At 64.3% G+C, this 26,334-nt stretch carries 28 protein-coding genes; 10 read left to right on the top strand and 18 right to left on the bottom strand.

Going from position 1 to position 26,334, the window contains the following annotated elements:
• The first annotated feature begins 82 nt into the window (after positions 1 to 82).
• Positions 83 to 847: an SDR family NAD(P)-dependent oxidoreductase gene (locus ACFB49_RS05295; protein WP_380876883.1), complete on the top strand. Its 765-nt coding sequence runs from the start codon at positions 83 to 85 to the stop codon at positions 845 to 847.
• A 6-nt stretch (positions 848 to 853) separates the two neighbouring features.
• Here the strand turns inward: ACFB49_RS05295 and ACFB49_RS05300 are convergent, their stop codons facing one another.
• The gene (locus ACFB49_RS05300; RefSeq protein ID WP_380876886.1) at positions 854 to 3,115 is read right to left on the bottom strand and encodes an ATP-dependent helicase; all 2,262 of its coding nucleotides are present in this window, start codon (positions 3,113 to 3,115) and stop codon (positions 854 to 856) included.
• Positions 3,116 to 3,250: 135 nt separating this feature from the next.
• Between ACFB49_RS05300 and aqpZ the strand changes: the two genes are divergently transcribed.
• The gene (aqpZ, locus tag ACFB49_RS05305; protein ID WP_380876889.1) at positions 3,251 to 3,958 is read left to right on the top strand and encodes an aquaporin Z; all 708 of its coding nucleotides are present in this window, start codon (positions 3,251 to 3,253) and stop codon (positions 3,956 to 3,958) included.
• A gap of 63 nt (positions 3,959 to 4,021) precedes the next feature.
• Positions 4,022 to 5,296: an MFS transporter gene (locus ACFB49_RS05310; RefSeq protein ID WP_380876892.1), complete on the top strand. Its 1,275-nt coding sequence runs from the start codon at positions 4,022 to 4,024 to the stop codon at positions 5,294 to 5,296.
• Here ACFB49_RS05310 and rsmD read toward each other — a convergent pair.
• The 3 genes from rsmD to ACFB49_RS05325 form a co-directional block, all read right to left on the bottom strand.
• The gene (gene rsmD / locus ACFB49_RS05315) at positions 5,265 to 5,810 is read right to left on the bottom strand and encodes a 16S rRNA (guanine(966)-N(2))-methyltransferase RsmD (protein ID WP_380876895.1); all 546 of its coding nucleotides are present in this window, start codon (positions 5,808 to 5,810) and stop codon (positions 5,265 to 5,267) included. The genes ACFB49_RS05310 and rsmD overlap by 32 nt on opposite strands.
• Before the next feature lie 2 nt (positions 5,811 to 5,812).
• Entirely contained in the window at positions 5,813 to 6,562 is a 750-nt protein-coding gene (locus ACFB49_RS05320) for a pseudouridine synthase (protein WP_380876897.1), read from the bottom strand.
• Between the two features lie 440 nt (positions 6,563 to 7,002).
• Entirely contained in the window at positions 7,003 to 8,322 is a 1,320-nt protein-coding gene (locus ACFB49_RS05325; RefSeq protein ID WP_380876900.1) for a dicarboxylate/amino acid:cation symporter, read from the bottom strand.
• A 143-nt stretch (positions 8,323 to 8,465) separates the two neighbouring features.
• Here ACFB49_RS05325 and ACFB49_RS05330 point away from each other — a divergent pair, with 143 nt between their 5' ends.
• The 3 genes from ACFB49_RS05330 to ACFB49_RS05340 are packed head-to-tail and all read left to right on the top strand — an operon-like array spanning position 8,466 to position 11,010.
• Positions 8,466 to 8,897 carry a response regulator gene (locus tag ACFB49_RS05330; RefSeq protein WP_380876902.1) on the top strand — a complete coding sequence of 144 codons (432 nt, stop codon included), beginning with the start codon at positions 8,466 to 8,468 and terminating at the stop codon, positions 8,895 to 8,897.
• A gap of 41 nt (positions 8,898 to 8,938) precedes the next feature.
• Positions 8,939 to 10,270, top strand: a complete 1,332-nt coding sequence (locus ACFB49_RS05335) for an AmpG family muropeptide MFS transporter (protein ID WP_380876904.1) — start codon at positions 8,939 to 8,941, stop codon at positions 10,268 to 10,270.
• The gene (locus ACFB49_RS05340) at positions 10,267 to 11,010 is read left to right on the top strand and encodes a tetratricopeptide repeat protein (protein WP_380876906.1); all 744 of its coding nucleotides are present in this window, start codon (positions 10,267 to 10,269) and stop codon (positions 11,008 to 11,010) included. Before ACFB49_RS05335 ends, ACFB49_RS05340 begins: the two co-directional genes overlap by 4 nt.
• Positions 11,011 to 11,014: 4 nt before the next feature.
• On the opposite strand, the gene ACFB49_RS05345 is transcribed toward ACFB49_RS05340, so the two are convergent.
• The 3 genes from ACFB49_RS05345 to ACFB49_RS05355 form a co-directional block, all read right to left on the bottom strand.
• The gene (locus ACFB49_RS05345; RefSeq protein ID WP_380876908.1) at positions 11,015 to 11,452 is read right to left on the bottom strand and encodes a DUF6628 family protein; all 438 of its coding nucleotides are present in this window, start codon (positions 11,450 to 11,452) and stop codon (positions 11,015 to 11,017) included.
• Positions 11,453 to 11,598: 146 nt separating this feature from the next.
• The gene (locus ACFB49_RS05350) at positions 11,599 to 12,123 is read right to left on the bottom strand and encodes a fasciclin domain-containing protein (RefSeq protein ID WP_380879846.1); all 525 of its coding nucleotides are present in this window, start codon (positions 12,121 to 12,123) and stop codon (positions 11,599 to 11,601) included.
• Positions 12,124 to 12,252: 129 nt separating this feature from the next.
• On the bottom strand, positions 12,253 to 13,158 hold the full coding sequence (locus tag ACFB49_RS05355) for a hydrogen peroxide-inducible genes activator (RefSeq protein ID WP_380876910.1): 906 nt from the start codon (positions 13,156 to 13,158) through the stop codon (positions 12,253 to 12,255).
• Positions 13,159 to 13,266: 108 nt separating this feature from the next.
• Here ACFB49_RS05355 and ACFB49_RS05360 point away from each other — a divergent pair, with 108 nt between their 5' ends.
• The 4 genes from ACFB49_RS05360 (at position 13,267) to ACFB49_RS05375 (ending at position 15,544) form a co-directional block, all read left to right on the top strand.
• On the top strand, positions 13,267 to 13,812 hold the full coding sequence (locus ACFB49_RS05360; RefSeq protein ID WP_380876912.1) for a peroxiredoxin: 546 nt from the start codon (positions 13,267 to 13,269) through the stop codon (positions 13,810 to 13,812).
• A 94-nt stretch (positions 13,813 to 13,906) separates the two neighbouring features.
• Entirely contained in the window at positions 13,907 to 14,428 is a 522-nt protein-coding gene (locus ACFB49_RS05365) for a carboxymuconolactone decarboxylase family protein (protein ID WP_380876914.1), read from the top strand.
• Between the two features lie 76 nt (positions 14,429 to 14,504).
• Positions 14,505 to 15,200 carry a serine O-acetyltransferase EpsC gene (gene epsC, locus ACFB49_RS05370; protein ID WP_380876917.1) on the top strand — a complete coding sequence of 232 codons (696 nt, stop codon included), beginning with the start codon at positions 14,505 to 14,507 and terminating at the stop codon, positions 15,198 to 15,200.
• A complete protein-coding gene (locus ACFB49_RS05375; RefSeq protein ID WP_380876919.1) occupies positions 15,200 to 15,544 on the top strand; it encodes a DUF2794 domain-containing protein in 345 nt (114 codons plus the stop codon). The genes epsC and ACFB49_RS05375 overlap by 1 nt, the downstream gene beginning before the upstream one ends.
• A 52-nt stretch (positions 15,545 to 15,596) precedes the next feature.
• On the opposite strand, the gene ACFB49_RS05380 is transcribed toward ACFB49_RS05375, so the two are convergent.
• The 11 genes from ACFB49_RS05380 to gph all read right to left on the bottom strand — a co-directional run bounded on the left by ACFB49_RS05380 (position 15,597) and on the right by gph (position 26,292).
• Positions 15,597 to 16,661: a hypothetical protein gene (locus ACFB49_RS05380; RefSeq protein WP_380876922.1), complete on the bottom strand. Its 1,065-nt coding sequence runs from the start codon at positions 16,659 to 16,661 to the stop codon at positions 15,597 to 15,599.
• Positions 16,662 to 16,725: 64 nt separating this feature from the next.
• Complete coding sequence (locus ACFB49_RS05385; protein WP_380876924.1) at positions 16,726 to 17,625, bottom strand: SDR family NAD(P)-dependent oxidoreductase; 900 nt, start codon at positions 17,623 to 17,625, stop codon at positions 16,726 to 16,728.
• Between the two features lie 67 nt (positions 17,626 to 17,692).
• On the bottom strand, positions 17,693 to 18,130 hold the full coding sequence (locus ACFB49_RS05390; protein ID WP_380876925.1) for a nuclear transport factor 2 family protein: 438 nt from the start codon (positions 18,128 to 18,130) through the stop codon (positions 17,693 to 17,695).
• Between the two features lie 101 nt (positions 18,131 to 18,231).
• The gene (gene phoB / locus ACFB49_RS05395; protein ID WP_380876927.1) at positions 18,232 to 18,930 is read right to left on the bottom strand and encodes a phosphate regulon transcriptional regulator PhoB; all 699 of its coding nucleotides are present in this window, start codon (positions 18,928 to 18,930) and stop codon (positions 18,232 to 18,234) included.
• A 5-nt stretch (positions 18,931 to 18,935) separates the two neighbouring features.
• Positions 18,936 to 19,640, bottom strand: coding sequence for a phosphate signaling complex protein PhoU (gene phoU / locus ACFB49_RS05400; protein WP_380876929.1), 705 nt, complete (start codon positions 19,638 to 19,640; stop codon positions 18,936 to 18,938).
• Positions 19,641 to 19,654: 14 nt separating this feature from the next.
• The gene (gene pstB / locus ACFB49_RS05405; protein ID WP_380879848.1) at positions 19,655 to 20,401 is read right to left on the bottom strand and encodes a phosphate ABC transporter ATP-binding protein PstB; all 747 of its coding nucleotides are present in this window, start codon (positions 20,399 to 20,401) and stop codon (positions 19,655 to 19,657) included.
• A gap of 65 nt (positions 20,402 to 20,466) precedes the next feature.
• Positions 20,467 to 21,744 (bottom strand): phosphate ABC transporter permease PstA, encoded by a 1,278-nt coding sequence (gene pstA, locus ACFB49_RS05410; RefSeq protein ID WP_380876931.1) that lies wholly within the window; start codon positions 21,742 to 21,744, stop codon positions 20,467 to 20,469.
• Positions 21,737 to 23,122, bottom strand: a complete 1,386-nt coding sequence (gene pstC / locus ACFB49_RS05415; RefSeq protein ID WP_380876934.1) for a phosphate ABC transporter permease subunit PstC — start codon at positions 23,120 to 23,122, stop codon at positions 21,737 to 21,739. Before pstC ends, pstA begins: the two co-directional genes overlap by 8 nt.
• Before the next feature lie 60 nt (positions 23,123 to 23,182).
• A complete protein-coding gene (locus ACFB49_RS05420; RefSeq protein ID WP_380879850.1) occupies positions 23,183 to 24,220 on the bottom strand; it encodes a substrate-binding domain-containing protein in 1,038 nt (345 codons plus the stop codon).
• 41 nt (positions 24,221 to 24,261) lie between these two features.
• Positions 24,262 to 25,563, bottom strand: coding sequence for an ATP-binding protein (locus ACFB49_RS05425; protein ID WP_380876937.1), 1,302 nt, complete (start codon positions 25,561 to 25,563; stop codon positions 24,262 to 24,264).
• A gap of 60 nt (positions 25,564 to 25,623) precedes the next feature.
• Positions 25,624 to 26,292, bottom strand: a complete 669-nt coding sequence (gph, locus tag ACFB49_RS05430; RefSeq protein ID WP_380876940.1) for a phosphoglycolate phosphatase — start codon at positions 26,290 to 26,292, stop codon at positions 25,624 to 25,626.
• Positions 26,293 to 26,334 lie beyond the last annotated feature (42 nt).

The following is a 26,334-nucleotide window of genomic DNA, read 5'->3' on the forward strand; positions in this document are numbered from 1 at the left end:
GCATCGTCCATTTGGACCATGTTCCAAAAGGACGGGCCGGGCAGGGTGGCGGCGAACCAATTGACGATGAAAAGGAGGGCGCATGTTCGGCGGCAAGACGGCACTGGTGACGGGCGGCGCATCGGGCATCGGCGAAGCGGCGGCGCTGCGCTTCGCACAGGAAGGTGCGACCGTCGTCGTGGCGGATCTCAACATCGCCGGTGCCGAGCGCGTCGCGGGCGCCATCATCGCCGCCGGTGGCAAGGCCGCCGCCGTGGCGGTCGACATCGCGTCGGATGAAGCCAATCAGGTCTTGTTCTCGACCTGCCGTGACCGCTTCGGCGGTCTCGATGCGGCATTCCTCAACGCCGGCATTCTCGATAATTGGGCCGAGTTCGAGGAATATCAGACGGCTTCGTTCGATCGGATGCTAGCGGTCAATCTCCGCGGCACATTCCTTGGGCTAAAGGCGGCGATGCCGGTGCTGCGGCCGGGAGGGGCGGCGGTGGTGACGGCCTCGCTGGCCGGTCTCCTCGGCCTGCCGCCCGCGATTGGCTATTCGACCGCCAAGCATGGCCTGCTTGGCATCGTGAAGTCGCTGGCGGCGCCCTATGCCCGCCATGGCCTGCGCGTGAATGCGGTCTGCCCCGGCAGCGTGCTGACTCCAATGGTGGGCGTCACCGAAGCCACGCCGCTGGTCGATCCCGATACGCTGGAAGCGCCACCCTATCGTGGCGATCTCCATCCGCAGCATATTGCCGAGGTGGCGCTGTTCCTGGCCAGCCGTCGCGCTGCAGGCATCAACGGCCTTGCCGTTCCCGTGGACGCGGCCTTCACCGCGGATTTCGGAGAGTCCAACCCCGAATGAGGCCGCTCAGGCCGGGGTGATGAAGCTGTCCAGCACGCGCTTGCGGCCGGACAGCTCGAAATCGATCTCCAGCTTGTTGCCTTCGATCTCTGCAATCGCGCCATAGCCGAACTTCGTGTGGAACACGCGCTGGCCGACGCTGATGTCGGATCGCGGCTTGGCGGCATAGGTGGCGGCTGAGGCGCGCACTTCGACAACCCGCTTGGGCGTGAGATCGTAGCCCGAAGCCGCCGCGCGCTGCCAGCCGGGGCCACGACCCATGCCGCGCCCGACGTGATGAAACGGATCGCTCTGTTCGGACCATTGCGCCCGCCACAGGCTCTCGCCGCCGCTCATCGTCGTCTCGCTTTCGATATGCTCGGGCGGCAGTTCGGCCACGAAACGGGACGGGATGGATGAGGTCCATTGGCCGTAGATGCGGCGATTGGCGGCGTGGATGATCGTCGCCAATCGGCGTGCGCGTGTGATCGCGACATAGGCAAGGCGGCGCTCTTCCTCCAGGCTGGCGATGCCGCCTTCATCGAGTGCGCGCTGGGAGGGGAACACCCCCTCCTCCCAACCGGGCAGGAAGACGGTGTCGAATTCCAGACCCTTGGCGGCGTGGATCGTCATGACCGTCACCTTTTCGGTTTCCCGGTCGGCGTCATTGTCCATGACGAGGCTGACATGCTCCAGGAAGGCGGGGAGGGTCTCATATTCCTCCATCGCCCGGGCCAGTTCGGCCAGATTTTCGAGCCTGCCGGAGGCTTCGGTCGTCCGCTCCGCCTGAAGCATCGCGGTGTAGCCGGATTCATCGAGCATCAGCCGCGCCAGTTCGGCATGCGGCAGATCGTTCAGCCGGTCGCGCCAACGGGCGATGTCGCCGATCAGATTGCCGAGCGCACGTCGTGCCTGTGGCGTCATCTCGTCCGTATCGAGAATGCGCGCGGCGGCCAGCGTCAGCGGGATGCCTTCCGCGCGCGCAAGCTGGTGAATCTTGGCGACCGCCTTGTCACCCAGGCCGCGCTTGGGCGTGTTGACGATGCGTTCGAAGGCAAGGTCGTCGGCGGGTTGATGGATGACGCGCAGATAAGCGAGCGCGTCACGGATTTCCGCGCGCTCGTAAAAGCGGAAGCCGCCGACGATGCGATAGGGCAGGCCGATCGCAATGAAGCGATCTTCGAACTCGCGGGTCTGGAACTGGGCGCGGACGAGGATCGCGGTGTCCTCCAGCCTGCCGCCGCCGCGCTGAAACGCCTCGATCTCGTCGCCGACGCGGCGGGCTTCCTCGGGCCCGTCCCACACGCCGATCACGCGGACCTTCTCGCCCTCGTCCACCTCGGTCCACAATTCCTTGCCGAGGCGACCGCCATTATGCGCGATGACGCCGCCGGCAGCGGCCAGGATATGCGGCGTCGAGCGGTAATTCTGCTCGAGCCGGACGATCTTGGCTCCGGGAAAATCCTTCTCGAAGCGCAGGATGTTGGCAACCTCCGCGCCGCGCCAGGAATAGATCGACTGGTCGTCATCACCGACGCAGCAGATATTCTTGCGTGTCTGCGCGAGTAGGCGAAGCCAGAGATATTGGGCGCTGTTGGTATCCTGATATTCGTCCACCATGATGTAGCGGAAGCGCTGCTGATAATGCTCCAGCACGTCGCGGTGCGTCTTCAGGATCACCAGCATGTGCAACAGAAGATCACCGAAATCGCAGGCGTTCACGGCGCGCAGCCGGTCCTGGTAGGCGCGATAGAGTTCCTGCCCGCGGCCGTTGGCAAACAGCTCGTTCTCGCCGGCGTCCAGGTCCGCCGGCGTCCAGCCGCGATTCTTCCAGCGATCGATGAACCCGCCGAGCATCCGCGCCGTCCAGCGTTTCTCGTCGAGATCGGCGGCGGTGATGAGCTGCTTCATCAGGCGAAGCTGATCGTCGGTATCGAGGATGGTGAAATTGGATTGCAGGCCGACCAGTTCGGCATGGCGGCGGAGCATCTTCGCGCCGATTGCATGGAAGGTGCCGAGCCAGGGCATCCCCTCCACCGCATCACCCAGCATGCGGCCTACGCGCTCCTTCATCTCGCGTGCGGCCTTATTGGTGAAGGTGACGGCCAGAATTTCCGACGGCCAGGCCAGACGGGTCGCGACAAGATGCGCCAGTCTCGCAGTCAGCGCGGCGGTCTTTCCTGTGCCTGCGCCGGCGAGCACAAGCACGGGACCTTCGGTCGTCAGCACGGCATCGCGCTGCGGAGGGTTGAGGCCGCGCAGATAGGGAGGCTCGGAAGCGGGTGTCATGATGGGCTGATTCACCCGTGAACAGTTAGGGAACGGCGTGCGCCGGGGCAATGGCTAGTGCGGGTATTTCCCGATGGTGCGGCCGGTGAACAATGATAGCCTCCCGCTCACCCAGGACGGCAAATGGGGGTCGAGATGCCTTTGACTCAACGACTTGTGGCGGAACTGATCGGCACTTTCTGGCTGGTATTCGGGGGCTGCGGCAGCGCGGTTCTTGCAGCCGCCTTTCCTGAAGTGGGCATCGGCCTGCTCGGCGTAAGTTTGGCCTTCGGTCTTACCGTGCTCACCATGGCCTATGCGGTGGGGCATATTTCCGGCGGCCACTTCAATCCGGCTGTCACGATCGGACTGTGGGCGGGCGGGCGTTTTCCGGCCAAGGACATCCTGCCTTATATCGTTGCTCAGGTGGTGGGTGCGGTGATCGCAGCCTTCATCCTGCTGCATATCGCCAGCGGCGCACCGGGATTCGAACTCGGGCCGACCGGGCTTGCCGTGAACGGCGTCGGCGAACACTCGCCCGGCCATTACACGCTGGGGGCGGGCATTGTCATCGAGATCGTGCTGACTTTCGGCTTCCTGTTTGTTATCATGGGTTCGACGGACACGCGGGCGCCGGCCGGTTTCGCGCCGATTGCCATCGGCCTGGCACTGACCCTGATCCACCTGATCAGCATTCCGGTGACCAATACGTCGGTGAACCCTGCGCGTAGCACCGGCCCGGCATTGCTGGTGGGCGGCCTCGCGCTCCACCAGCTATGGGTCTTCTGGGTGGCGCCGATCATAGGTGGCCTGCTGGGCGGCTTCGTCTATCGGGCCGTTGCCGGCGTTCCACCGGTGCGTTGACCATGGCTTGACGCCATCCCGATCAAGGCCCAATCCCCGCCCGCTTAAGACGGGATGGGCCGAATGACGGGAATGCTGGTGAATACACCCTCGGCGCGGCGAGTGCTGGGGGCGAGCCTAATCGGCACGGCGGTCGAGTTCTACGATTTCTACATCTACGCGACGGCCGCGGCGCTGGTGTTTGGTCCGCTCTTCTTTCCAGCCTCCGATCCCGGCATCCAGCAATTGCTGTCGCTGGCGAGCCTTGCCGTCGCTTTCGTCGCGCGGCCTGTGGGCGCCGTGGCGTTCGGCCATTTCGGCGATCGTGTGGGGCGAAAGTCGACGCTCGTCGCATCGCTGCTGATCATGGGTGGTTCGACGACCGCGATCGCCTTCCTGCCGACCTATCAGATGATCGGCTGGGTCGCGCCGGCTTTGCTGTGCCTGCTGCGGTTCGGTCAGGGCTTCGGCCTTGGCGGGGAGTGGGGTGGGGCGGCGCTGCTGGCGGTGGAGAATGCGCCGCCAGGCTGGCGCGCGCGCTTCGGCATGGCGCCGCAGCTTGGCGCTCCGGTCGGTTTCATAGCTGCTAACGGCCTGTTCCTTCTGCTCGGCCTGACGCTGACGCCCGAGCAGTTCAAAGATTGGGGCTGGCGTATCCCCTTCATCGCCAGCGCCGCGCTGGTGGCGCTCGGCCTGTGGATTCGGTTGAAGCTTACCGAGACGCCGGCTTTTGCCGCATCGCTGAAGGAAGCGCCGCCACCGCGCGTGCCGATCGCTGAGCTGTTCCGCAATCACGCCGTCGAAACGATCGGCGGCACGCTCGCGGCCGTGGCCTGCTTCGCCATCTTCTATCTCACGACAGCCTTCGCGCTGGGTTATGGCACGACGACGCTTGGCTATAGCCGCGAGACATTTCTCGGCGTGCAGCTTGTTGCGATCCTGTTCATGGCGGGCGGGATTGTCGCCGCGGCCTGGCTGGCCGATCTCTATGATGCGCGGCGGGTGTTGATGGGCGGGTGCGTTGCGACCGTGGCGACGGGCCTGCTGATGGCGCCGCTGTTCGGCAGCGGCAATCTGTGGCTGGTCGGTGCCTTTCTGGCGCTCGCTTTGTGGGTGATGGGCTTCGTCTACGGCCCGCTCGGCGGCTGGCTGCCCGGTTTGTTCCCGGCGCGCGTGCGCTATACCGGCGCGTCGATGGCCTTCAATGTCGGCGGTATCATCGGCGGTGGGCTGACCCCCGCGCTGGCGCAGGGCCTGTCGGAACGGCATGGGTTGGTGCCGGTCGGCCTCTATCTGGCGGCCGCGGCGCTGGTCAGCCTGATCGGGCTTATTCCGCTGCGTCGCGCCGCAGCAGACTGAGCTTGGCCTTGCCGTGGGTACGTTCCGCATCCACAGTCCAGCCGCGGGCGGAGACGTCTTCATCCCGCTCCGTTTCGACGCTGGCCCAGGCCCCCGGCGCCGCCCATCCAAGCCTGCTAAGGCGTTCGAGCAGCGCACCGGCGCCGCCGCTGCCATAGGGCGGATCGAACATCAGCAGATCGAAGGGCTGGGTGACAGCGCCGAGCGTCGCGACGGCCTGGGTACGCACATCGACGGTCGCGCCGAGCTTTGCGGCATTGGCGCGCAGCACGTCGCTCGCCTTGCGGTCCTGTTCGACAAAGGTGGCATAAGCGGCGCCACGTGACAGTGCTTCCAGCCCCAGCGCGCCGGAGCCTGCGAACAGATCCGCAACACGCAGCCCTTCGAAGCTGCCCAGCCGGCTCGCCAGCATGGAGAACAGGGCTTCGCGCGTGCGATCGCTCGTCGGCCGGGTCGAATCCCCCGCCGGTGCCGAGATCGGGCGGCCACGCCATTTTCCCGCGATGATCCGCATGACTATTTCAGCGTCTTGCGGAAGGCGACAAGATCGTGCTGGAGCACTTCCGCGACGTCGCCGGGGGCAAGATCGCCCAGCCGGAACGGGCCGTAGCTGGTGCGGATCAGCCGGCTGACTTGAAGCCCCAGATGTTCGAGAACGCGACGAACCTCACGATTCTTGCCCTCGCGCAGCTTCATTTCAACCCAGGCGTTGCGGCCGGTGCGCCGTTCGAGATTGGCGTCGATCGATCCGTAACGCACACCTTCGATCTCGATCCCCTCGATCAGATCCTCGAGCATGGCCTGCGTGATTTCGCCGAAGACACGGGCGCGATAGGTGCGCTCGACGCCAGTGGCGGGCAGTTCCAATTGACGTTTGAGGCCACCGTCGGTGGTGAGCAGCAAAAGCCCCTCGGTATTGAGGTCGAGTCGGCCAACGGGCACGACGCGCGGCAGGTCACGCGGGAGGCGATCGTAAATCGTCGGGCGCCCTTTGGGATCGCGCTCGGCCGTCAGCAGTCCAGTCGGCTTGTGAAAGCGGAAAAGGCGCGCATGTTCGGGAGGAGCGACCGGCTTGCCGTCGACGGTGACGCCTGCCAGCGACTTGAGGATCGTCGCGGGGGTCTCGATCACCTCGCCACCGATCGCGATGCGGCCTTCGGCCACCATCCGCTCGATCTCGCGACGCGAGGCGATGCCGGCGCGCGCGAGCAATTTGGCCAAGCGCTCACCTTCGCCGGGCGCAACGGGAACGGTCGGCTTGATCATGGCCCGTGCGGGCGCCGGGCCTAGTCGGCCGGCACCCCGGCGCGGCCGTTCGACGCGTGCGGGACGCTCATCCCGGTTCTGTCGTTCGTCACGGGCCGGCCGAGCAGGGCGCTCGACCTTGGTCGTACGTTCGTTGCGAGCGGGGCGCGCGTCTTGGTGCGGCCGTTTGGCACGAATGGGTTGCCCATCACGGGACGGGCGCTCAGCACGCTCGGTCGGCGCGGCTTCGTTTCGGGGTTTGCCTGTGGGCTTGCCTCCAGCCTTGCTCACGGGCTTGCCGGTAAGCAACGCATGGTCGGCGGCGCGCCGGGCGTCACGCGCCGATGCCGACGGGCTCTTGGCGCGGGCGGGGCGGCCGGGACGGCCGGTGTCGCGAGGAGGGCGGGGAGATCGCATCGCGTCCCCCTAACCCCGTTCGCGCTTTCAAGCCAGCATTGCCGTCAGCGATTGGCGTCCGGATCGATCTCCAGCCCTTGCGTGCCGTGATGCGGCGTATGGCTCGGCGCCTTCGCCGGCTCGATGATCGGCGATTCGATCATCTCGATCGCGCCCTCCCATTTGGCGACGACGACGCTCGCCACCGCGTTGCCTACGACGTTGGTGGCGGATCGGCCCATATCGAGGAAATGGTCGACGGCGAGGATCAGCAGCAGCCCGGCTTCGGGAATGTCGAAGAAGGCCAGCGTGGACGCTATGACCACCAGGCTGGCGCGCGGCACGCCGGCCACGCCCTTCGACGTCACCATCAGCAGCAGCAGCATCGTCACCTGCTGCCCGATCGACAGATCGATGCCATAGGCCTGCGCAATGAACATCGTCGCGAAGGTGCAATACATCATCGTGCCGTCGAGGTTGAACGAATAGCCCAGCGGCAGGACGAAGCTGGCGATACGCCGCGGCACGCCGAAGCGGTCCAGCGCCTCCAGCGTCCGCGGGAAAGCGGCTTCGGACGAGGCGGTGGAGAAAGCGAGCAGGATCGGATCGCGGATATATTGGAATAGCAGCTTCGCGCGGCCACCGGCGATCGCGAAGGCGGCCAGCAACAGCAGCGACCAGAGCAGGATGAGCGCGATATAGAAGCCGCCCATGAAATAGCCGAAGGTGATGAGGATCGACGCGCCTTCCTTGGCGAGCGCACTCGTCACCGCAGCGAAGACGGCGAAGGGGGCGAAGCGCATCACATAATCGGTGATCTGCAGCATCACCTGGACGAGCGCCTCGATGCCGCGGACGAGCGGCGCCGCTTTCTCACCGATCGCGGTGATCGCGACGCCGGTGAAGACCGAGAAGACGACGATCTGCAGGATCTCGTTGGTCGCCATCGCCTCGAAGATCGACTTCGGCACCAAGTGGGTGATGAAATCCTTGAGCGTGAAGGCGCCCTTCTCGACGCCGCTGGCAGCCGTGACGTCCGGCAGCGGCAGAGCGAGGCCGGCGCCAGGCTGGAAGATGTTGACGAGAATCAGGCCTAGCGTGAGCGAGACGAGGCTGGCGCACAGGAACCAGGCGATCGTGCGCGCGCCAACACGCCCGAGCGCGGCGGTGTCACCCATATGGGCGATGCCCGCGACCAGCGTGGAGAAGACGAGGGGCGCGATGATCATCTTGATCAGGCGGAGAAAAACATCCGTCACGATCGAAAAATAGCCGGTGATGGTGGCGACCTGGGCCTTATCCGGCACCATCGCGTTGATAGCGAGGCCGACAACGATGCCGGCGACCATGGCGATGAGAATGAACAGGGTGAGGCGTTTGGCCACCATTATCTCCAGGTAGTCCAGGTGAGGTAAAGCGGCCACTCGTTGACGGAAAGTGTGACGCGGTCAAGCCATGCGTGCGACTCCCGATGGAACGCACCGCCATCCTGCGTCATTATTGTCATTCGACAGGGAGAATGGGCGCGATGCTCTTCGGCAAGCGGGATCGGACGATAAGACGGTTGCTGCTCGTCGAGGATGAGCCGTTGGTTGCGTTCGACAATGAGCATTTTCTGGTCGAGGCTGGCTACACCGTGGTCGCGACCGTCGATAGCGTCGCCGACGCAATGGCCGTGCTGCGGCGTGAACCGGTCGATCTCGTGCTGACCGACATCAAGCTTTCGGGGGGCGGCAATGGCCTGGATGTCGCCCGGGCTGCGACCACGCAGGGCATCCCCGTCCTGATCGTCACCGGCACGCCACCCCTCGACGTTGGTGACCTGGCGGTTGCCTGCCTCGCCAAACCCCATTCGCACCGTAGCCTGCGCGCCGCGATCGAGGCGGTGGAAGGACGGCTGCAGGGTGCGAAGCGCAAGCGCGTGCCGGCGGGATTGACGCTCTACGGCGCGGACGCCTGAATCCGCTTTGCGCGGACGGATGTGGCGTTATTGTCCGCGCGATGACCAATACCATTTCGCCGCGGCCCGGCCTGCTCGCTTCCATGCAACCTTATTTCGAACGCGCGCCACTGGCGGCGTTGTTTCTCGGCATGTCGTCCGGCTTTCCCTACGCGATGATCGGCGCGACGCTGACAACGCGACTTGCGCAGGATGGCATCGACAAGAAGAGCGTGACGACGTTCGCACTGGTCTTCCTGGCCTATAATTTCAAATTCCTGTGGGCGTGGATTGTCGAGGGTGTGCCACTGCCTTTGATCGGTCGGCTGGGGCAGCGAGTTTCGTGGATGCTGTTCGCGGGTTCACTGGTGATCGCGTCCATTATCAACCTGGCGTTGGTCGATCCCGCGGCCGACATCTTCGCAACCGCCATGGCCGCCATTTTGGTGGGCGTGGCCGGCGCCACCTACGACATCGTGATCGACGCCTATCGTATCGAGCAACTCCAACCCCGCCAGCTCGGCGTAGGCGCCGGTATGTCGCAATATGGATGGCGGATCGGATCTGCGGCGGCGGGCGCCCTTGCGCTTGTGGTGGCGGCTCGCATGGGCTGGTCCGTCGCCTATATTGTCTGCGCCGTCTTCGCACTGCCCGCGATGATTGTGGCGCTGCTGTATGGCGAGCCGGAGCGCCATCGCGAAGTTGCCGAACGCAAATCCATCGGTGCGCTGGGTCAGGCGATCATCGGGCCATTCGTGGAATTCTTCCAGCGTGCGGGTGCCTGGCTCGTCCTGCTATTCATTCTGATCCACAAGATCGGCGATACGCTGGCCAACCTTACGCTCCGCCTGCTGTTCAACGATCTCGGCTACAGCAATGATGAGATCGCGATCTACGATATCGGCGTGGGCTTCTGGGCGCTGATGGTGGGGATATTCGTCGGCGGCTTGCTCTACGCACGGTTGGGGCTCAAGCGATCGGTGCTGGTCAGTCTGATCCTGATGGGCGTTTCCAACTTCAGCTTCGCGCTGCTTGCATCGGCCGGACACTCCAACATCGGCATGGCAGGGGCGATCGGCTTCGAGAATTTCGCGAGCGGCGTCGGCGGCGTCTGCGTTGTCGCCTATTTCTCGGCGCTGACCGACCTCCGTTTCACGGCCGCGCAATATGCGCTGATCTCCGCGGCGGCGAGCATCGTCGGGCGGCTGCTGACGGGCAATCCCGAATATGGCGCCGGCTGGATGGTGGAAGTTATGGGTTATGTCGACTTCTACCTGCTCACCACGCTTCTGGCATTGCCCGGTATCCTGCTTTTCTGGATGATGATGCGGGCGGGGCTCATCGATCAGTCGATCGGCACTGCGGGGACGGAGGCTTCGGGGGAGGCTGGATGATCTATTTCGCTTTCATTCTTCTCGTTCAAATTCTGTGTATTGCCCATGTCGTGAAGCGGGGCCGCAACAAGGCCTGGATCATGGCGATCATGATGCTGCCGCTGGCGGGCGGCCTGGCCTATTTCCTGATGGAAGTCGCACCGGCGATGATGGGCAATCGCCATGTGCGCGCCGCCAGGGCGGCTGCGGTTCATGCGATCGATCCCGAACGTGAATTGCGTGTCGCGCGCGATCGTCTCGAGTTAGCGGATACGGTGGATGCGCGCATCCGCGTGGGCGATGCGCTCGCCGGGCTCGAACGCTGGAACGAGGCGATTTCCATCTATCGCGAGGCGCTCGATCGCTTTCCGGCTGATCACCGGACCGAAGCGAAGCTGGCACGCGCCTTGTTCGAAGCGGGTGACGCTAAGGGCACGCTCGCCATTATCGAAAAGCTTCCGGCTCCTTCGACGATCGGCGATGCCGATCGGACTGCGCTGCTCCGCGCTCGTGCGTTGGAGCATCTGGGGCGCAACGCGGAAGCGCTGGCCATCTATGAGGATATCGTCACGCGCTTCCCCGGCGAAGAGGCGCGCTGCCGTTATGCAGCTCTGCTGATTTCCCTGGGCGCCAAAGAACGAGCGCGTGACGTGCTGACCGAGGTGGAGGAGCGGATGCGCCGACTCGATCGGGCGCGCCGCGCGGCAGAGGCCGATATGTACGACTGGGCCGAGCGCACTCTTCAAGAATTGAGAGCCTGATGGGTCAGGCCAGTTCGGCCAACGGCTTTCCCAGATCCTCAAATGCCTGGCCGAGCGCCTGGGCGCTGCTCAGCGCGCCGAGGCAGTCGTTCACGCCGAGGATGCCGTTCAACATCGCATGAGCGCCATGCGCGTCGCGGCGCGCGATGGCGACCGCGCCGATCAGGTTTGCCTCTGCATCCGTCATACGCGGGCAGCAGCAGGGGGCGACAAGGATGCGCCGACTGGAAACCCGCGAAGCCTCCGCCATCAACGCCCGCAGCAGCACCAGCGGGCGACGGAAGCTCATGCCGAAGGCGCAGAGCATGGCATGCGCGGCATGCGCATCGTCGAGGCCATGCGCCGCCACGCGCCGCATCGTGAAAAGCAGCAATCGCGCACTTTCTGTGGCAGGCGCGGCGTGGGGCAGCAGTTCGGTCGGGTCGACGAGATTGTGGGCCATGCGTTCCTCTCCCGGCGTCAGGGAGTCGGAGGAAAGCATTGACGCTATTGCAAGTCAATCGCAATAAATGACTATTGGGATAAGCTACGCTACGGAAACAGGATATTCCGGGGCGGCGGCAAGGGGACAGCCGCCGCCCCGCGGGCTCAGGGCATCAGCACCGTATCGACGACGTGGATCACGCCGTTCGACTGCATCACATCACCCTGAGTCACATGGGCCGTGCCGCCCTTGGCGTCGGTCAGCATGATCGTTTTACCCATCATGCTCGCCCACAGCTTCTCGCCCTGGACGGTCGTGAGTTCGGCTTTGCCACCGCCGGCGGCAATGGCGGCGGCGATATCCTTGGCGGTCATGCGGCCGGGCACGACATGGTAGGTCAGGATCGACGTCAATTGATCCTTGTTCTCGGGCTTGACCAGCGTGTCGACGGTGCCGGTGGGAAGCTTGCCGAACGCGGCGTTGGTGGGCGCGAAGACGGTGAAGGGGCCGGTGCCCTTCAGCGTATCGACCAGGCCCGCGGCCTTGACGGCGGCAACCAGCGTCGTGTGGTCCTTGGAATTGACGGCGTTATCGACGATATCCTTGGTCGGATACATGGCGGCGCCGCCGACCATCGGATAGTCCGTCTTGGCATTGGCAGCGGAAAGGCCGCCGACCATGACGAACATGGCGGCTGCGATGGCGCCGCGGCGGAACTGGCTTGTCATGAAATTCTCTCCCTAGAAGCCGCAAAGCGCGTTCGCGGCTGTGGGAGTTACGCAGCGCCCGTCAGGATCGTTGCATCCGCGATGAAATCGTCAGTCGCTGTGGCTCTTTGAGAGCGCGGCAGCGAGCAGGCGGAATTCCTTTTCGCGCGGTGATCCCTTGCGCCAGACCATGGCGATCCGACGGGCGGGATTCTCCGCATCGAGCGGGCGGGCGACGATGTTGGTATTGTCGAGAATACCGGACTCGATCGCCATTTCCGGCAGCAGAGTGACGCCCAACCCGTTGTCGACCATCTGGACGAGGGTGTGGAGCGATGTGCCGAGCATCGCCGCCTCCGCCCGCAATTCTGGGCGATTGCAGGCGGCGAGAGCATGATCCTTCAGGCAATGCCCATCTTCGAGCAGCAGCAGGCGACGTTCGTCGATTACATTCGCTTCGACATCACCATTGGCGCTGGGCGCCTCGCCGGCCGGGAAGGCGACGAAGAGCCGGTCGTCGAATAGATCCTCATATTCGATGTCACCGCAATGATAAGGGAGGGCGAGCAGCACGCAGTCGACATGGCCGCGGTGAAGCGAATCGCAGGCGGCGCTTGTCGTTTCCTCGCGCAGATAGAGCTTGAGATCGGGCCATTCGGTGCGCAGTCGGGGCAGGATTCGCGGTAGCAGGAAGGGAGCGATGGTGGGGATCACCCCCATGCGCAGTTCGCCCGACAACGGCTTGCCCGCCGCGCGGGCGAGATCGGCAAGTTCCTCCGCCTCGCGAAGCACGCGCTGCGCCTTGTCCGCAATCCGTAATCCAAGCGGGGTAAAGCGGACGACGCGCCGGGTGCGTTCGACCAGCATGATGCCGATCAGCGATTCCAGTTCGCGCAGGCCCGCCGACAGGGTGGACTGGGTAACGAAGCAGGCCTCCGCCGCCCGACCGAAATGGCCATGGTCGCGCAGGGCCACGAGATATTGAAGCTGCTTGAGTGTTGGAAGATAGGTGCTCATTCATCGCCTCAATCGATCAATGAACGGCAAATAATCTATTTGCTCTTTTTATGCCATCCCCTCATATGGCCCTCGTCAGTTTCCAACCACCTCTCGAAGGAGTGTTTTATGGCGCTTACCGTTGGCGATCAGTTCCCCGGCATCACAGTTCCGGTTCAGCAGGGTGTTTCCGCGCTTCCGGCCGGTGAAACGATCGACCTGTCGAAGACGGACGGAAAGTGGAAGGTCGTGTTCTTCTGGCCGAAGGACTTCACCTTCATCTGCCCGACCGAGATCATCGGCTATGGTGACCTCGTGAAGGATTTCGCCGATCGCGATGCAGTGTTGATCGGCGCGTCGACCGACACCGATTTCGTCCACTTCGCGTGGCGCAAGTCGGACGAGCGTCTGGCGAACTGCGATTTCCCGTGGATCGCGGACAACAAGAAGGAACTCGCGGATGCGCTCGGCATCGTCCACCAGGACGCCGGTGTTGCGCTACGCGCCACCTTCATCGTCGATCCGCACAATGTGATCCAGCACGTGACGGTCAACGGCCTCAACCAGGGTCGTAACCCGGCCGAGGCGATCCGCGTGCTGGACGCACTGCAGACCGACGAACTCTGCCCCTGCAACTGGAAGGCAGGCGAAGAAGTCCTCAAGCCGGCGGCCTGAGCCTCCACCCGCCACGCCGCATGATGTGCGGCACATGGGGCGCGGAGGGTCAAATCCTCCGCGCCCTTTTGTTTGACCAGATCAGGAGCTTTTCATGTCGCTGAAGGCCTTTGCCGATACGCTGCCCGATTATGCCAAGGACATCCGGCTGAACGTCGGATCGCTGTTGAATGACCAGACGCTTTCCGACCAGCGCAAATATGGCCTGCTGCTCGCCTGCGCCCATGGCACGGGCTACAAGCCGCTCGTCGATGCGACCGAAGCCGAGGCCGAGGGCAAGCTTTCGCCCGAAGCGGCGAATGCCGCCCGTGCTTCCGCTGCCGTGATGGCGATGAACAACGTCTATTACCGCTTCGTCCACCTCGCTTCGAACAAGGAATATAGCACGCTGCCCGCGAAGCTGCGCATGAACGTGATCGGATCACCCGGCATCGAGAAGGATGATTTCGAACTGTTCAGCCTGGCGGTTAGCGCGATGAACGGCTGCGGCATGTGCATCGACAGCCACGAAAAGGTGCTGCGCGGCCACGGCGTTGCGACCGACGTGATCCAGACCGCGGCGCGTGTCGGTGCGATCCTGAAAGCTGTCGCGACGGTCCACGCCACGGCAGTTTGACGCCCCTACTGGAAATCCCCGGGTCGGCGGCTTACATTCGGCCGACAAACAGATAAGACCGACCTGGGGATAATGCATGTTCGACGCGCTTGTCGGATATCTCGACTCGATCAAGGCGCGCGACCCCGCGCCCCGGACGCGTTGGGAAATCCTGCTCTATCCGGGCGTTTGGGCGGTGGGTTTCCATCGCATCGCGCATTGGCTGTTCAAGGGCGAGCTCTATTTCCTCGCGCGGGCGGTGAACCATATCTCCCGCTTCCTGACCGCGATCGACATCCATCCCGGCGCGGAGATCGGCCGCAATTTCTTCATAGATCATGGCTTCAGCGTGATCGGCGAGACGGCGATCATCGGCGATAATGTCACCATGTACCAGTGTGTCACGCTGGGTGGGACCAACCCCGCCAACGGCGTCCCCGGCAAGCGCCACCCGACCATCGAGGATGATGCGATCATCGGATCGGGCGCGCAGGTGCTGGGGCCGATCGTCGTCGGACGGAGATCGCGCATCGGCGCCAATGCGGTGGTGACGAAGGATGTGCCCGAGGGCGCGTCGATGGTCGGAATCCCCGCGCGGCCCACTTTGGTAGAGGCGGCCGATTATCAGAAGAGCTTCCTGCCTTATGGCACGCAATGCTCGGAACGGTTCGATCCGGCGACCCAACAGCTTGAACTGCTCAAGTGCGAGGTGGAATCGTTGCGCGCCAAGCTTGCGGAACTCATCGAACAGCGCGGCACCAAGAGCGGCGACGAGGAGCGCGACTGCGCCTGATGAGCGTCGTCACGCCGTTCCCTGCCATCGTCACGCGCCCGACGCAGATTGGCTTTGATCGGCATGAATTGACGCGCATCCTGGACCTTTACGGTCGCATGGTCGCGGCAGGGCATTGGCGGGATTATGCCATCGCGCTCGAACGCGAGGCGGCGTCCTTCTCGGCTTTTCGTCGGGCGGCCGAACGCCCCGAATATTGCATTGAGAAGCGCCCGGCGCTGCGCCAGCGCCAGGGCATGTGGGCGCTGATCGGGGAGCATGGTGCGGTGCTGAAACGCGGCCATGAACTCGTGCCGTTGCTGGCACCGATCGAGCGGCGGCTGCTGAAACTGGTCAGCGAATAGAAAGAGGGCGGACCATCAGGCCCGCCCCAGTGAAATCCGTTCTGGTTGTGCGTCAGGTTGAGGCGGCGAGCCCCTGATCCGAATTGGGCAGCCGATGCCGCAGATCCACCGGCAGCATCGCCAGCACCCGGATTCTGACGCTGTGCCAGAAGGCGGAGAGCAGCAGCAGGGCCGAGCCGATCACCAGCGCGGTGAGTGCCAGGTTCAGACTGACTGCGCCGAACTCCCGGAACAATGTGCTCAACGCATAGAGGACATAGGCCAAAGCGGAGACGAGCAGCGCGCGGCGGTCGACCGCGATCGCGACCAGGCCCATCATCACATAGAGGGCGAGGACGACCGCTGCTTCTCCAACATTTGCGCCGCCATCGAGCAGGCCTAGCAACGCGAAGATCGGATGGACGATCAGCGGCGCTGCCAGCAGGTGCAGCCAGAAGGCGACGTCGGAGCGGCGGGTGGTGCGGGTCGGATCGCTCATGTCCCACCGCATCGCGAAGGCGAAGACGGCGATGCCGGTCATCAGAAGCACGGCATAGAGCCAGTCGCCCATTACAGGTATCGCGGCGAGCAGGAGCCCGATCGCGAGGCCGACGAGCGCGAGCGTGCCGGCCGCAACGGTGATGGGCACGTGGAATCGGCGCCAGTGCAGCCAGGTGGCGGCGGCGGTCACGGCGGTCACCAGCGACAGCATCAGCGCTACGCCGCGATCGAAGCCCTCGTGATTTCCGTTGCCCACGGCCGCGATCATCGTGACGAAGACGCCGCCGGCAAAAGCGAGCAGCAGGACGATGCTGGGCAACGCCATGCGCCGCTTGCGGGTGAAGAATTCGGCCAGCCCCCAGGCCGCGATCGCCACGAACAAGCCGCTCAGCAGGCTCGGCCCCTCGATCGCCCGGACGAAGGGGATCGCATGGCCGATCCACGCCACCGCCGCCAGCAGCAGCACCGCCGCGATGGTGACGAAGATGTCGTTGAAACCCGTGATGAGCCGGAAATGCTCCTCATCAACCAGCGAGGTATGGCGCTGGCCGGAGACATAGGTGCGGAACGCGGTCGCGGCGGCGGGGGTGAAGATCCCCCGCTCTACCGCGCCGTCAATGTCAGTGTCGGTATACATACAGGCTACCTCCCAGGCAGGAAGGTAGCACTCGTGTATTAGTGATGCAATACGGTAAGGCGGTTCAGCCGTTCTGAAGGCGAGACGCGATCAGCATCGACTGTTCGAGGCCATTCTGCGGAACGATCTCGCCGGTGCGATCGATGATCTTGTCCCACGCCGCGGCGACGCCTTCGGGCGTCTGCTGATCGGGCGACAGCACCGCACCCTGGGTTAGCGTGATATAAGCGGCCTGGACGACGCCGCCGCCCGCGCTGACGATCATGTTGGAGGGCGCATCCTCCGACACAAGGTAAAGCGCCGCTGGAGCGATCTTTTCCGGCGCGAAGACCGAGAGGAAATCGGGCGGCAGGATGTCCTCGGTCATCCGCGTCGCGGCCGCCGGTGCGATGGTGTTGACGCGGACATTATATTTCGCGCCTTCAAGATGCAGCGTCTTGGTGAGCCCGGCGAGGCCCAGCTTGGCCGCGCCGTAATTCGACTGACCGAAATTGCCGTAAAGCCCGGTCGACGACGCCGTCATCAGGATGCGCCCGTAATTCTGCTCGCGCATCATATCCCAGACGGCCTTGGTGACCACCGCCGAGCCGTTGAGATGCACTTCGACGACGAAGCGGAACTCGTCCATCGTCATCTTCGTGAAGCTCTTGTCGCGCAGGATGCCGGCATTGTTGATGAGGATATGGACGCCGCCCCAGGCTTCCTTCGCCTTGGCGACCATTTCCTCCATCTGGGCGGAATCGGTGACGCTGCCGCCATTGGCCATGGCGGTTCCGCCAGCGGCGAGGATCTCCTCGACGACCTTCTGCGCCGAATCCGACGTCCCCGTCCCGTCGCGCGCACCGCCGAGATCGTTCACGACCACCTTGGTGCCGCGCTTCGCCAATTCCAGCGCATAGCCGCGGCCGATGCCGCCGCCGGCGCCCGTGACAATCGCAACCCGCCCTTCAAAACTGATGGTCATTCCGCTCTCTCCCGTGCCTTACGTGAACGTCAACTAATCGAAGGTTGACGTGAAGGGAAGGGGGCGGTCAGCTCTGATAGGCTTCGTCGACATTGGGCGCGAACAGGGCCATGCCTTCGGGCTGTCCTACGGAATTCTCGTCCCAAAATGCACGCAGATGGCAGAGCTTGCCTTCGGAATTGAACTGGGCGTGCTCGATGATGGAAAGGTCGAGCCCGGCATTCTGATCGGGCACGCGGACCTGCATGGTGAAGCGCAGTATGCCCTGATCGCCGCAGGCGCGGATCTCCTCCAGCACCGGCGTCACCTTGCGGCTGCTATCCGACCAGGCGAAGTCCCAGAAGCGGCCGATATTGGCGTGGCCGGAGAAGGGGGGCGTACCGACCGGATCTTCCAGCACGCCATCTTCGGCGAAGGTATCGAGGAGGAGTTGCTTATCCTTGGTCGCCCAGGCGCGAATATAATTTTCCAGCCCCTTGCGGACCTGTTCCGGTGTCGCCTTCATGCCAGCTCTCCTTATGCCTTTGAGCCGAGGGCTAGCATGAGGAGAAGCTGGCTGTCGATGATATGCGTAGCAGCGTTATGATATGACTACGCGAAGTGCGATCAGAGCGCCCCTTCCATGTCCAGCGCGTAACCGGCGGAGCGGACGGTGCGGATGATGTCGGGGCGACCGCCATCGTTGATCGCCTTGCGCAGGCGGCGGATGTGGACGTCGACCGTGCGCGGCTCGATGTCGCTGTCGCGGCCCCAGACCGAATCCAGCAGCCGCTCACGCGAGAAGACGCGGCCCGGATGCTCAAGGAAATGCTTGAGGAGGCGGAACTCGGTCGGCCCCAGCGGCACGGTCGCGCCGTCGCGGCGGACCTTGTGGCTCACTGTGTCCATCTCGATGTCCGAATAGTTCAGCCGTTCACCAGCGAGCGCCGGGCGGACACGGCGCAGCACCGCACCCACGCGGGCGACCAGCTCGCGCGGAGAAAAGGGCTTGGTGACATAGTCATCGGCGCCCGTTTCGAGACCGCGGACCCGATCCTCTTCCTCGCCGCGGGCGGTGAGCATGATGATCGGCACATTGGCGGTATCGGGCAGACGGCGCAGGCGACGGCAGACCTCGATGCCGGACAGGCCTTCGATCATCCAGTCGAGCAGCACCAGATCGGGCGGGCTTTCCTGGGCGAGCAGCAAAGCTTCCTCGCCATCGGGTGTATGTTCGACCTCGAACTCCTCACGCTCGAAATGCCAGACGAGCAATTCGGCGAGGGCGGCATCGTCCTCGACCAGCAGCAGGCGGGCACGGGCCATGCTTATCACTCCTCCTCGGCGGCGAGAGGGTCGCCGCCCCTGGCGCGTTCCGCCATCTGCTGGCCGGTCGCGGCGTAATAAACCATCTCGGCGACGTTGGTGGCGTGATCGCCGATGCGTTCGAGATTCTTCGCGATGAACAGCAGGTGCGTGGACGCGGTGATGGTGTGCGGATTTTCCATCATGTGCGTGAGCAGCGCGCGGAAGATGCTGTTGTAGAAATCATCCACCGTGCGATCGCTTTCGGCGACGTGCAGCGCACCTTCCGGATCGCGCCGCGCGAAAGCGTCGAGCACGGCATGAACCATGTCCGATACCGAGCGTGCCATCGCCGGCAGGATGGAGATCGGCTCGATCCCCTTCGTGTCGCTGAGGACGGGGACGCGCTTTGCGATATTCTTCGCATAATCGCCCATCCGTTCGATCACGCCCGAGATTTTCATCGCGGCGAGAACGTCGCGCAGATCGTCCGCCATAGGCGCCCGCAGCGCGATGAGGCGGATCGCCTGGCGTTCGATCTCGGCTTCGAGCGTATCGATCTTCTTGTCGTCCTCGACGATTTTCGCAGCGGCGTCGAGGTCGCGCCGCACGAGCGCCTGGATCGAGCCAGCAAGTGCAGCCTCGGCGCGGCCGCCCATTTCCGCGACCAATGCGCGGAGCTGGCCGAGATCCTCGTCGAATGCCTTAACGGTATGCCCGGTAGTGGCCATGTGCCTGCCTCTCCTCAGCCGTAACGGCCGGTGATGTAATCCTTGGTCCGCGTTTCGCGGGGATTGGTGAAGATCTCGGACGTGTCGCCATATTCGACGAGCGTGCCGAGATGGAAAAAGGCGGTGCGTTGCGACACGCGGGCCGCCTGCTGCATGTTGTGGGTGACTATGACGATCGCGTAGCGGCCGCGCAGTTCGTGGATCAGTTCCTCGATCTTGGCGGTGGCGATCGGATCGAGCGCCGAGCAGGGTTCATCCATCAGAATCACTTCCGGATCGACCGCGATGGCGCGAGCGATACAGAGGCGCTGCTGCTGGCCACCTGAAAGCGCGGTGCCGCTGTCGGTAAGGCGGTCCTTCACCTCGTCCCACAGGCCGGCGCGCTTCAGGGATTTTTCCACGACCAGGTCCATGTCGGCCTTGGCCGTGGCGAGCCCGTGGATACGGGGGCCGTAAGCGACATTTTCATAGATCGACTTGGGGAAAGGGTTGGGCTTCTGGAACACCATGCCGACCCTGGCGCGGAGCTGCACCACGTCCATCGACGGCGCATAGATATTCTCACCATCCAGCGTGATCTCGCCTTCCACCCGCGCCGACGAAACCGTGTCGTTCATGCGGTTCAAGGTGCGCAGGAAGGTGGACTTGCCGCAGCCCGACGGGCCGATGAAGGCAGTCACATTTTCCTGCGTGACGTCGATCGACACGTTCTTGATGGCTTGTTTGGCGCCATAGAAGACGTTGACGTCGCGCGCCGTCATCTTCAGCGTCTCGCCATCCGCCACGTGCTGATGCGCAGCGATCTCGTTGAGAGAATGATCGTTCATTACCAGCGTCTTTCGAAGCGATTGCGGAGATAGATGGCGAGCCCGTTCATGGCGAGCAGGAACACCAGCAGGACAATGATGGCGGCGGAGGTCTTTTCCACGAAACCGCGGCTGACTTCGTCCGACCAGAGGAAGATCTGGACCGGCAGCACCGTCGCCGGATCGGTGATGCCGCCGGGCGGCGAAGCGAGGAAGGCGCGCATGCCGATCATCAGCAGCGGCGCGGTTTCACCCAGCGCGCGGGCCATGCCGATGATCGTACCGGTAAGGATGCCGGGCAGAGCGAGCGGCAGGACGTGGTGGAACACGACCTGGACGCGGCTCGCCCCGATGCCCAGCGCAGCATCACGGATCGACGGCGGAACGGCCTTGATCGCGTTGCGGCCGGCGATGACGATGACGGGCATCGTCATCAGCGCCAGAGTCAGGCCGCCGACCAAAGGAGCCGAGCGCGGCAGGTGCATGAAGTTCAGGAACACAGCCAGGCCGAGCAGACCGAAGATGATCGACGGCACCGCGGCGAGATTGTTGATCGAAACCTCGATCAGGTCCGTCCAGGCGTTCCTCGGCGCATATTCCTCAAGATAGAGCGCGGACAGGACGCCGATCGGGAAGGCGATCAGGATCGTGACGAACATCGTCACCAGCGATCCCTTGAGTGCGCCCCAGATGCCGACCAGCGTCGGATCGGTGGAGTCGGCCGCGGTCAGGAAGGTGAGGTTGATGCTCGTCTTGACCGCATCGGCTGTCTTAAGCTTCTGGTACGCGGCCTCGGCCTCCGGTGTGGCATCGCCCTTGGCGGCGAGGTCGATCGAAGTGGCGGCGGGCACCCAGAAATCGCCCTTGCCGCTGAGCAGTTCGGGCTTTTCCTTGATTGCGTTGCGCACGGTGAGCCAGGCGCCATCGGAGAGCAGGCGCGAACCGCCCTCTCCGAAGGCCGCATCCGCCGCGCCGGCGACCGCGCCTTCGATATCGGCACCCGCGAGTGCATTATCGGCGCCGAAGCCCTTGAGGGCGGCAGGGTCGAGCATCAGCGACGACTTGGGGAAGTCGATCGGCAGCTTGATCTCTGTCTGGGTAAAGCCGCGCGCGCCATTGCCGACCATGACGATCAGCAGGAAGGCGAGGAAGGCGGCCGACAGCAGGATCGAGAACAGGCCGAGCAGCTTGAAGCGGCGTTCCGCGGCGTAGCGACGGCGGATGCGATTCTGCATCACGGCGCCCTTCCAGTCGGTCGGCACGCGCGGCGACGCGGTCGCGGGCAGGGGGCTATTCATAGGCTTCCCGATATTTCTTCACGACGCGCAGTGCGACGATGTTAAGCAGCAGCGTGACGATGAACAGGACGAGGCCGAGCGCGAAGGCGGCAAGCGTCTTCGGGCTGTCGAATTCCTGGTCGCCCGTCAGCAACTGGACGATCTGGGTCGTCACCGTCGTCACGCTGGCGAAGGGATTGGCGGTGAGGTTGGCGGCAAGGCCGGCGGCCATCACCACGATCATGGTTTCGCCGATCGCGCGGCTGACGGCGAGCAGCACGCCGCCGACGACGCCGGGGAGAGCGGCGGGGACCAGCACCTTGCGGATCGTCTCGGAGGTCGTGGCGCCCATCGCCAGGCTGCCGTCGCGCATCGCCTGCGGCACGGCCGCGATCGAATCGTCCGCCATCGAGGAGACGAAGGGGATGATCATGATGCCCATGACGAGACCGGCGGCCAGCGCCGATTCCGATGACGCGCCGGGGATGCCGACGAAGGCGGCGAAATCGCGGATCGCGGGGGCCACCGTCAGCGCGGCGAAATAGCCGTAGACGACGGTGGGAACGCCGGCGAGCACCTCCAGGATCGGCTTCATCCAGGCACGCACCTTGGGCGCGGCATATTGGGTGAGATAGATCGCGCTCATCAGCCCGAGCGGGATCGCGACGATCATGGCGATGATCGCGCCGATGAAGATCGTGCCCCAGAAGAGCGGGATCGCCCCGAAGGCACCCGACGAACCGACCTGATCCGCGCGCATCGCGGTCTGCGGGCTCCAGGTGGTGCCGAACAGGAATTCGACCGGCGACACCTTGGCGAAGAAGCGCATGGTTTCGAACAGGAGCGAGGCGATGATGCCGATCGTCGTCAGGATCGCGATCAGCGAGGCGACCAACAGACCGATCATCACCACGCGTTCGACGCGGGTGCGGGCGCGGAAATCGGGGCGCAGCCGCGTGAAGGCATAGGCCCCACCGGCCAGCGCGAGGATCACCGCGAGCGCGGCCCCGGCAAGGCCATAGCGGGTCTGCGCGGCCTTGTAGGTGGGCAGCATCTCCTGCGCCTGCGGATAGAAGCCACCCTGAACGCGCCCGACGGCAAGCCCGCGCAGTTCGGACAGGATCGCCGCGCGCTCCATGCCGGGCGGCGGCAGTTCCGCGCCCGCCGGGCTTTCGATTGCCGCGCGCATGGTCAGGCCCGGCGCGATATTGCTCCAGGTCGCGATGAAGATCAGCGCCGGTGCGAGCGCCCAGAGGGCGACATACCAGCCATGATGATTGGGCCGGCTGTGCGGCCGGATCCCGTTGACCGGCTGGAAGCCCGCCGCCTTCGCACGCGCGGTAAACCACGCGACGAGGCCGAGGCCCAACACCAGGAACAGGATGGCAAGGGTGGACAAGGCGCGGCCTTCCCTATCGTGACAAGGGCCGCCCCGGCCGAAACCGGAGCGGAGTTGAGCTTAGTTGACCGAGGCCGGGTCCATCGGCGTCAGCTTCGTCGCGATCTCGAGATTCTTCGCGCGGACATCGTCCGGCGCGGAGATGAGGCCGCGGCGCTTCAGATAGCCGTCGGGGTTCCAGGCGCTTGCATATTCGCCGACGAATTCCTTGAGGCCCGGGATCGCCTTCAGATGCGCGCTCTTCACGTAGATGTAGAGCGGGCGGGCGCCCGGATATTCGTAGCTGGCGATCGTCTCATAGGTCGGCTCGACACCCTGCAGCTTGACGCCGCGGACCTTGTCGAGATTTTCCTCGAGGAAGCTGTAACCGAAGATGCCGAGCGCATCCGGATTCGCGACGAGCTTCTGCACGATCAGATTGTCGTTCTCGCCCGATTCGACATAGGCGCCGTCTTCACGGACCTTGGTGCACAATTCCTTGTGCTTGTCCTTGTCGCTGTCCTTGAGCGCCTTCATCTCGGCATTGGCGTTGCAGCCCTTGTCGAGGATGAGTTCGGCGAAGGCATCGCGCGTGCCGCTGGTCGGCGGCGGGCCGAACACCTTGATCGCGATCGCGGGCAATGCCGGGTTCACATCCTTCCAGGTCTTGGCGGTGTTGGGCTTGCCATAGGGATTGGCGGCGAGCGCCTTGTAGATATCCTCTTCGGTCAGCGCCATTTCAGCGCCCGCCTTGCTTTCGCCCAACGCGATGCCGTCGATGCCGACCTGGATCTCGACGATCTCGGTCACCCCGTTCTTCGTGCAATCCTCAAGCTCGGACTTCTTGATCCGGCGCGAGGCATTGGCGACGTCCGGAAATTGCGCGCCGACGCCTTCGCAGAACTGCTTCAGGCCCGCGCCGGTGCCAGTCGATTCGACGATCGGTGCCTTGAAGGACGGGAACTTGCGGGGGAACTGTTCAGCGACGGCGGTCGTGAACGGATAGACCGTCGACGAGCCCACGGCGCGGATCTGGTCGCGCGCGGCGCCGCCGGCGTCACCGCCCGTATCACCCTGATTCTGGCAACCGGCGAGCGCCAGTGCGGCGATCCCGATCATGAAATGAACTCTGGCCAATTCGTCCTCCCTCGAAGCCGGCATCAAGCCGGGTCGATTTGCGCGCTAGTGCGGTTCGGCGTGCCCTCTGTGACACTTGCGTGACTCTTTGATGACACGCCCCCTGGCGCGGGAGCGGTTGCAGCAGGCAGAAGCACGCTGACGACGGTGCCACGGCCAACTTCGCTGTGGATTTCCAGGCGGCCGCGATGACGCTCGACGATATGTTTCACGATGGCGAGGCCGAGTCCGGTGCCGCCAAGCGCGCGGCTGCGACCAGGATCGACTCGATAGAATCGTTCGGTGAGTCGCGGGATATGTTCGGTAGGTATGCCTTCGCCCTCGTCGCGCACCGACACACGGACCATGTTGCCGGATGCCGGCTTGACCGAGACGCGGACCGGCGAACCGGCGCGACCATATTTCAGGGCGTTGCCGATGATGTTGTGGAGAAGTTGCGAGATCTGCGCCCGATCGCCGGCAATAGGCGGGACATCTGCAGCGACCTCGACGATCACGCGCTCCTCATCGGGCTGGATGCCATTGTGGAGCGCGCCGCGTACTTCGGCGATCAAAGGCGTGAGAGTGATCGGCGTCTGCGGCAGCGAATATTTCTCCGCCTCGATCCGCGACAGCGACATCAGATCCTCGACCAGCCGCTGCATCCGCTTGGCCTCGCCAAACATGATCTTTAGGAAGCGGCCGCGGGTGGCGGCATCCTCGGCCGCCTTTCCGTCCTCCAGCGTCTCGATGAAGCCTAGCAGGGTGGCGAGCGGGGTGCGGAGTTCGTGGCTGGCATTGGCGACGAAATCGACGCGCATCTTTTCCGCGGCGTGGGTACCGGTGCGGTCGGCGAGGCGGACCAGTAACCCGCGGCCCCAGATGGGGTGGACGACGAGTTCCCAGCGCCGTTCGCGCTCGCCGAGGCCGATCAGTTCGACCGGTGCTTCATCGACGGCGTCGGTCTCGGCACCCCGCAGTGTCAGGCGATCGGTGGCAGCGGGATGACGGATGGCAAGGCGGACGTCTTCGCCGACGATATGATCGCCGAGGATCAGACGGGCAGCGCTGTTGGCGATCGTGACGATCTGGCCACTGACCAGCAGCATGGGATCGTCGATCGCCTCCATCACCTCTTCGAGGCTGGGTTGCGGCGTCTCCTCCGGCTCCGGCTGACGGGTGCTTTCAGGAGTGGAGGTGTGCCAGGCGAACCATGCGCCCAGCGCAGCAATGGCGGCCGTCAGCCCGGCAGGCTCACCCCCGGCGCCAAGCGCCCAGGCCAGGCCGAATCCGGCACCGGCAGCGAGAAGGGAAAAGAGAATGCGGATCGGTGCAGGTGCAGGCATGTCCGCATCCTATGGCGGGTTTGTTACACGTGCCATTCAGTGAATTAAGATTGCTGCGCTTTAACCGCCGAGGCGCTCAAGTGCCGGTATCAGATCATCAAAATGGTCGATCAGCGCGTCCGCGCCAAGCTGATTAGCGGGGCGATCCGAGAAACCGAAGGTCACGGCGACGCAGGGGATGCCGGCCGCGCGCGCTGTATCGGTGTCGGTGATCGAATCGCCGACAAAGGCAGCGCGGCCGCCGCCGGCGCGGGCGATCGCCTCGAACAAGGGAGCCGGATCAGGCTTGCGGACCGGGAGCGTGTCGCCCCCGACGAGCGAAACGAAACGGTGGTTCCAGCCGAGCGTGTCGATCAGTTCGCGGCTCAGCCCTTCGAGTTTGTTGGTGCAGACGGCGAGCTTCACCCCGCGTGCGGCGAGTTGGTCCAGCGCTGCCTCCAGCCCTTCGAAGGGGCGGGTGTGATCGGCGATATGCGCTTCATAATATTCGAGGAAGATAGGGAAACCCTGCTCGATCAGATCCTCGCTGACGTCGCCGGTAGCAGCCAGCCCCTTGCGCAGCAGCGCGCGGGCGCCGTGGCCGACCATGTGGCGCACCTCTTCCGCCGCGATCGGCGGGCGGCCGAGTTGGCCTAGCGCGTGGTTAAGCGCGGAGGTGAGATCCGGCGCGGTGTCGGCAAGCGTGCCATCGAGATCGAAGGCGACGACGGCGAAGGGAAAATCGGTCATGCGATCCCTTTCGCCTGAGGCTTATGGCGTTGGCAAGCATGC

The sequence above is a fragment of the Sphingomonas sp. DBB INV C78 genome (assembly GCF_042693015.1).
GTDB lineage: Bacteria > Pseudomonadota > Alphaproteobacteria > Sphingomonadales > Sphingomonadaceae > Sphingomonas_E.

Bases quoted from the DNA above. Each gene is read 5' to 3' on its own strand.
- ACFB49_RS05295 (WP_380876883.1), top strand. From the start codon at position 83: ATGTTCGGCGGCAAGACGGCACTGGTGACGGGCGGCGCATCGGGCATC.
- ACFB49_RS05300 (WP_380876886.1), bottom strand. From the start codon at position 3,115: ATGACACCCGCTTCCGAGCCTCCCTATCTGCGCGGCCTCAACCCTCCG.
- aqpZ (WP_380876889.1), top strand. From the start codon at position 3,251: ATGCCTTTGACTCAACGACTTGTGGCGGAACTGATCGGCACTTTCTGG.
- ACFB49_RS05310 (WP_380876892.1), top strand. From the start codon at position 4,022: ATGACGGGAATGCTGGTGAATACACCCTCGGCGCGGCGAGTGCTGGGG.
- rsmD (WP_380876895.1), bottom strand. From the start codon at position 5,810: ATGCGGATCATCGCGGGAAAATGGCGTGGCCGCCCGATCTCGGCACCG.
- ACFB49_RS05320 (WP_380876897.1), bottom strand. From the start codon at position 6,562: ATGATCAAGCCGACCGTTCCCGTTGCGCCCGGCGAAGGTGAGCGCTTG.
- ACFB49_RS05330 (WP_380876902.1), top strand. From the start codon at position 8,466: ATGCTCTTCGGCAAGCGGGATCGGACGATAAGACGGTTGCTGCTCGTC.
- ACFB49_RS05335 (WP_380876904.1), top strand. From the start codon at position 8,939: ATGACCAATACCATTTCGCCGCGGCCCGGCCTGCTCGCTTCCATGCAA.
- ACFB49_RS05340 (WP_380876906.1), top strand. From the start codon at position 10,267: ATGATCTATTTCGCTTTCATTCTTCTCGTTCAAATTCTGTGTATTGCC.
- ACFB49_RS05345 (WP_380876908.1), bottom strand. From the start codon at position 11,452: ATGGCCCACAATCTCGTCGACCCGACCGAACTGCTGCCCCACGCCGCG.
- ACFB49_RS05350 (WP_380879846.1), bottom strand. From the start codon at position 12,123: ATGTTCGTCATGGTCGGCGGCCTTTCCGCTGCCAATGCCAAGACGGAC.
- ACFB49_RS05355 (WP_380876910.1), bottom strand. From the start codon at position 13,158: ATGAGCACCTATCTTCCAACACTCAAGCAGCTTCAATATCTCGTGGCC.
- ACFB49_RS05360 (WP_380876912.1), top strand. From the start codon at position 13,267: ATGGCGCTTACCGTTGGCGATCAGTTCCCCGGCATCACAGTTCCGGTT.
- ACFB49_RS05365 (WP_380876914.1), top strand. From the start codon at position 13,907: ATGTCGCTGAAGGCCTTTGCCGATACGCTGCCCGATTATGCCAAGGAC.
- epsC (WP_380876917.1), top strand. From the start codon at position 14,505: ATGTTCGACGCGCTTGTCGGATATCTCGACTCGATCAAGGCGCGCGAC.
- ACFB49_RS05375 (WP_380876919.1), top strand. From the start codon at position 15,200: ATGAGCGTCGTCACGCCGTTCCCTGCCATCGTCACGCGCCCGACGCAG.
- ACFB49_RS05380 (WP_380876922.1), bottom strand. From the start codon at position 16,661: ATGTATACCGACACTGACATTGACGGCGCGGTAGAGCGGGGGATCTTC.
- ACFB49_RS05385 (WP_380876924.1), bottom strand. From the start codon at position 17,625: ATGACCATCAGTTTTGAAGGGCGGGTTGCGATTGTCACGGGCGCCGGC.
- ACFB49_RS05390 (WP_380876925.1), bottom strand. From the start codon at position 18,130: ATGAAGGCGACACCGGAACAGGTCCGCAAGGGGCTGGAAAATTATATT.
- phoB (WP_380876927.1), bottom strand. From the start codon at position 18,930: ATGGCCCGTGCCCGCCTGCTGCTGGTCGAGGACGATGCCGCCCTCGCC.
- phoU (WP_380876929.1), bottom strand. From the start codon at position 19,640: ATGGCCACTACCGGGCATACCGTTAAGGCATTCGACGAGGATCTCGGC.
- pstB (WP_380879848.1), bottom strand. From the start codon at position 20,401: ATGACGGCGCGCGACGTCAACGTCTTCTATGGCGCCAAACAAGCCATC.
- pstA (WP_380876931.1), bottom strand. From the start codon at position 21,744: ATGAATAGCCCCCTGCCCGCGACCGCGTCGCCGCGCGTGCCGACCGAC.
- ACFB49_RS05420 (WP_380879850.1), bottom strand. From the start codon at position 24,220: ATGATCGGGATCGCCGCACTGGCGCTCGCCGGTTGCCAGAATCAGGGT.
- ACFB49_RS05425 (WP_380876937.1), bottom strand. From the start codon at position 25,563: ATGCCTGCACCTGCACCGATCCGCATTCTCTTTTCCCTTCTCGCTGCC.
- gph (WP_380876940.1), bottom strand. From the start codon at position 26,292: ATGACCGATTTTCCCTTCGCCGTCGTCGCCTTCGATCTCGATGGCACG.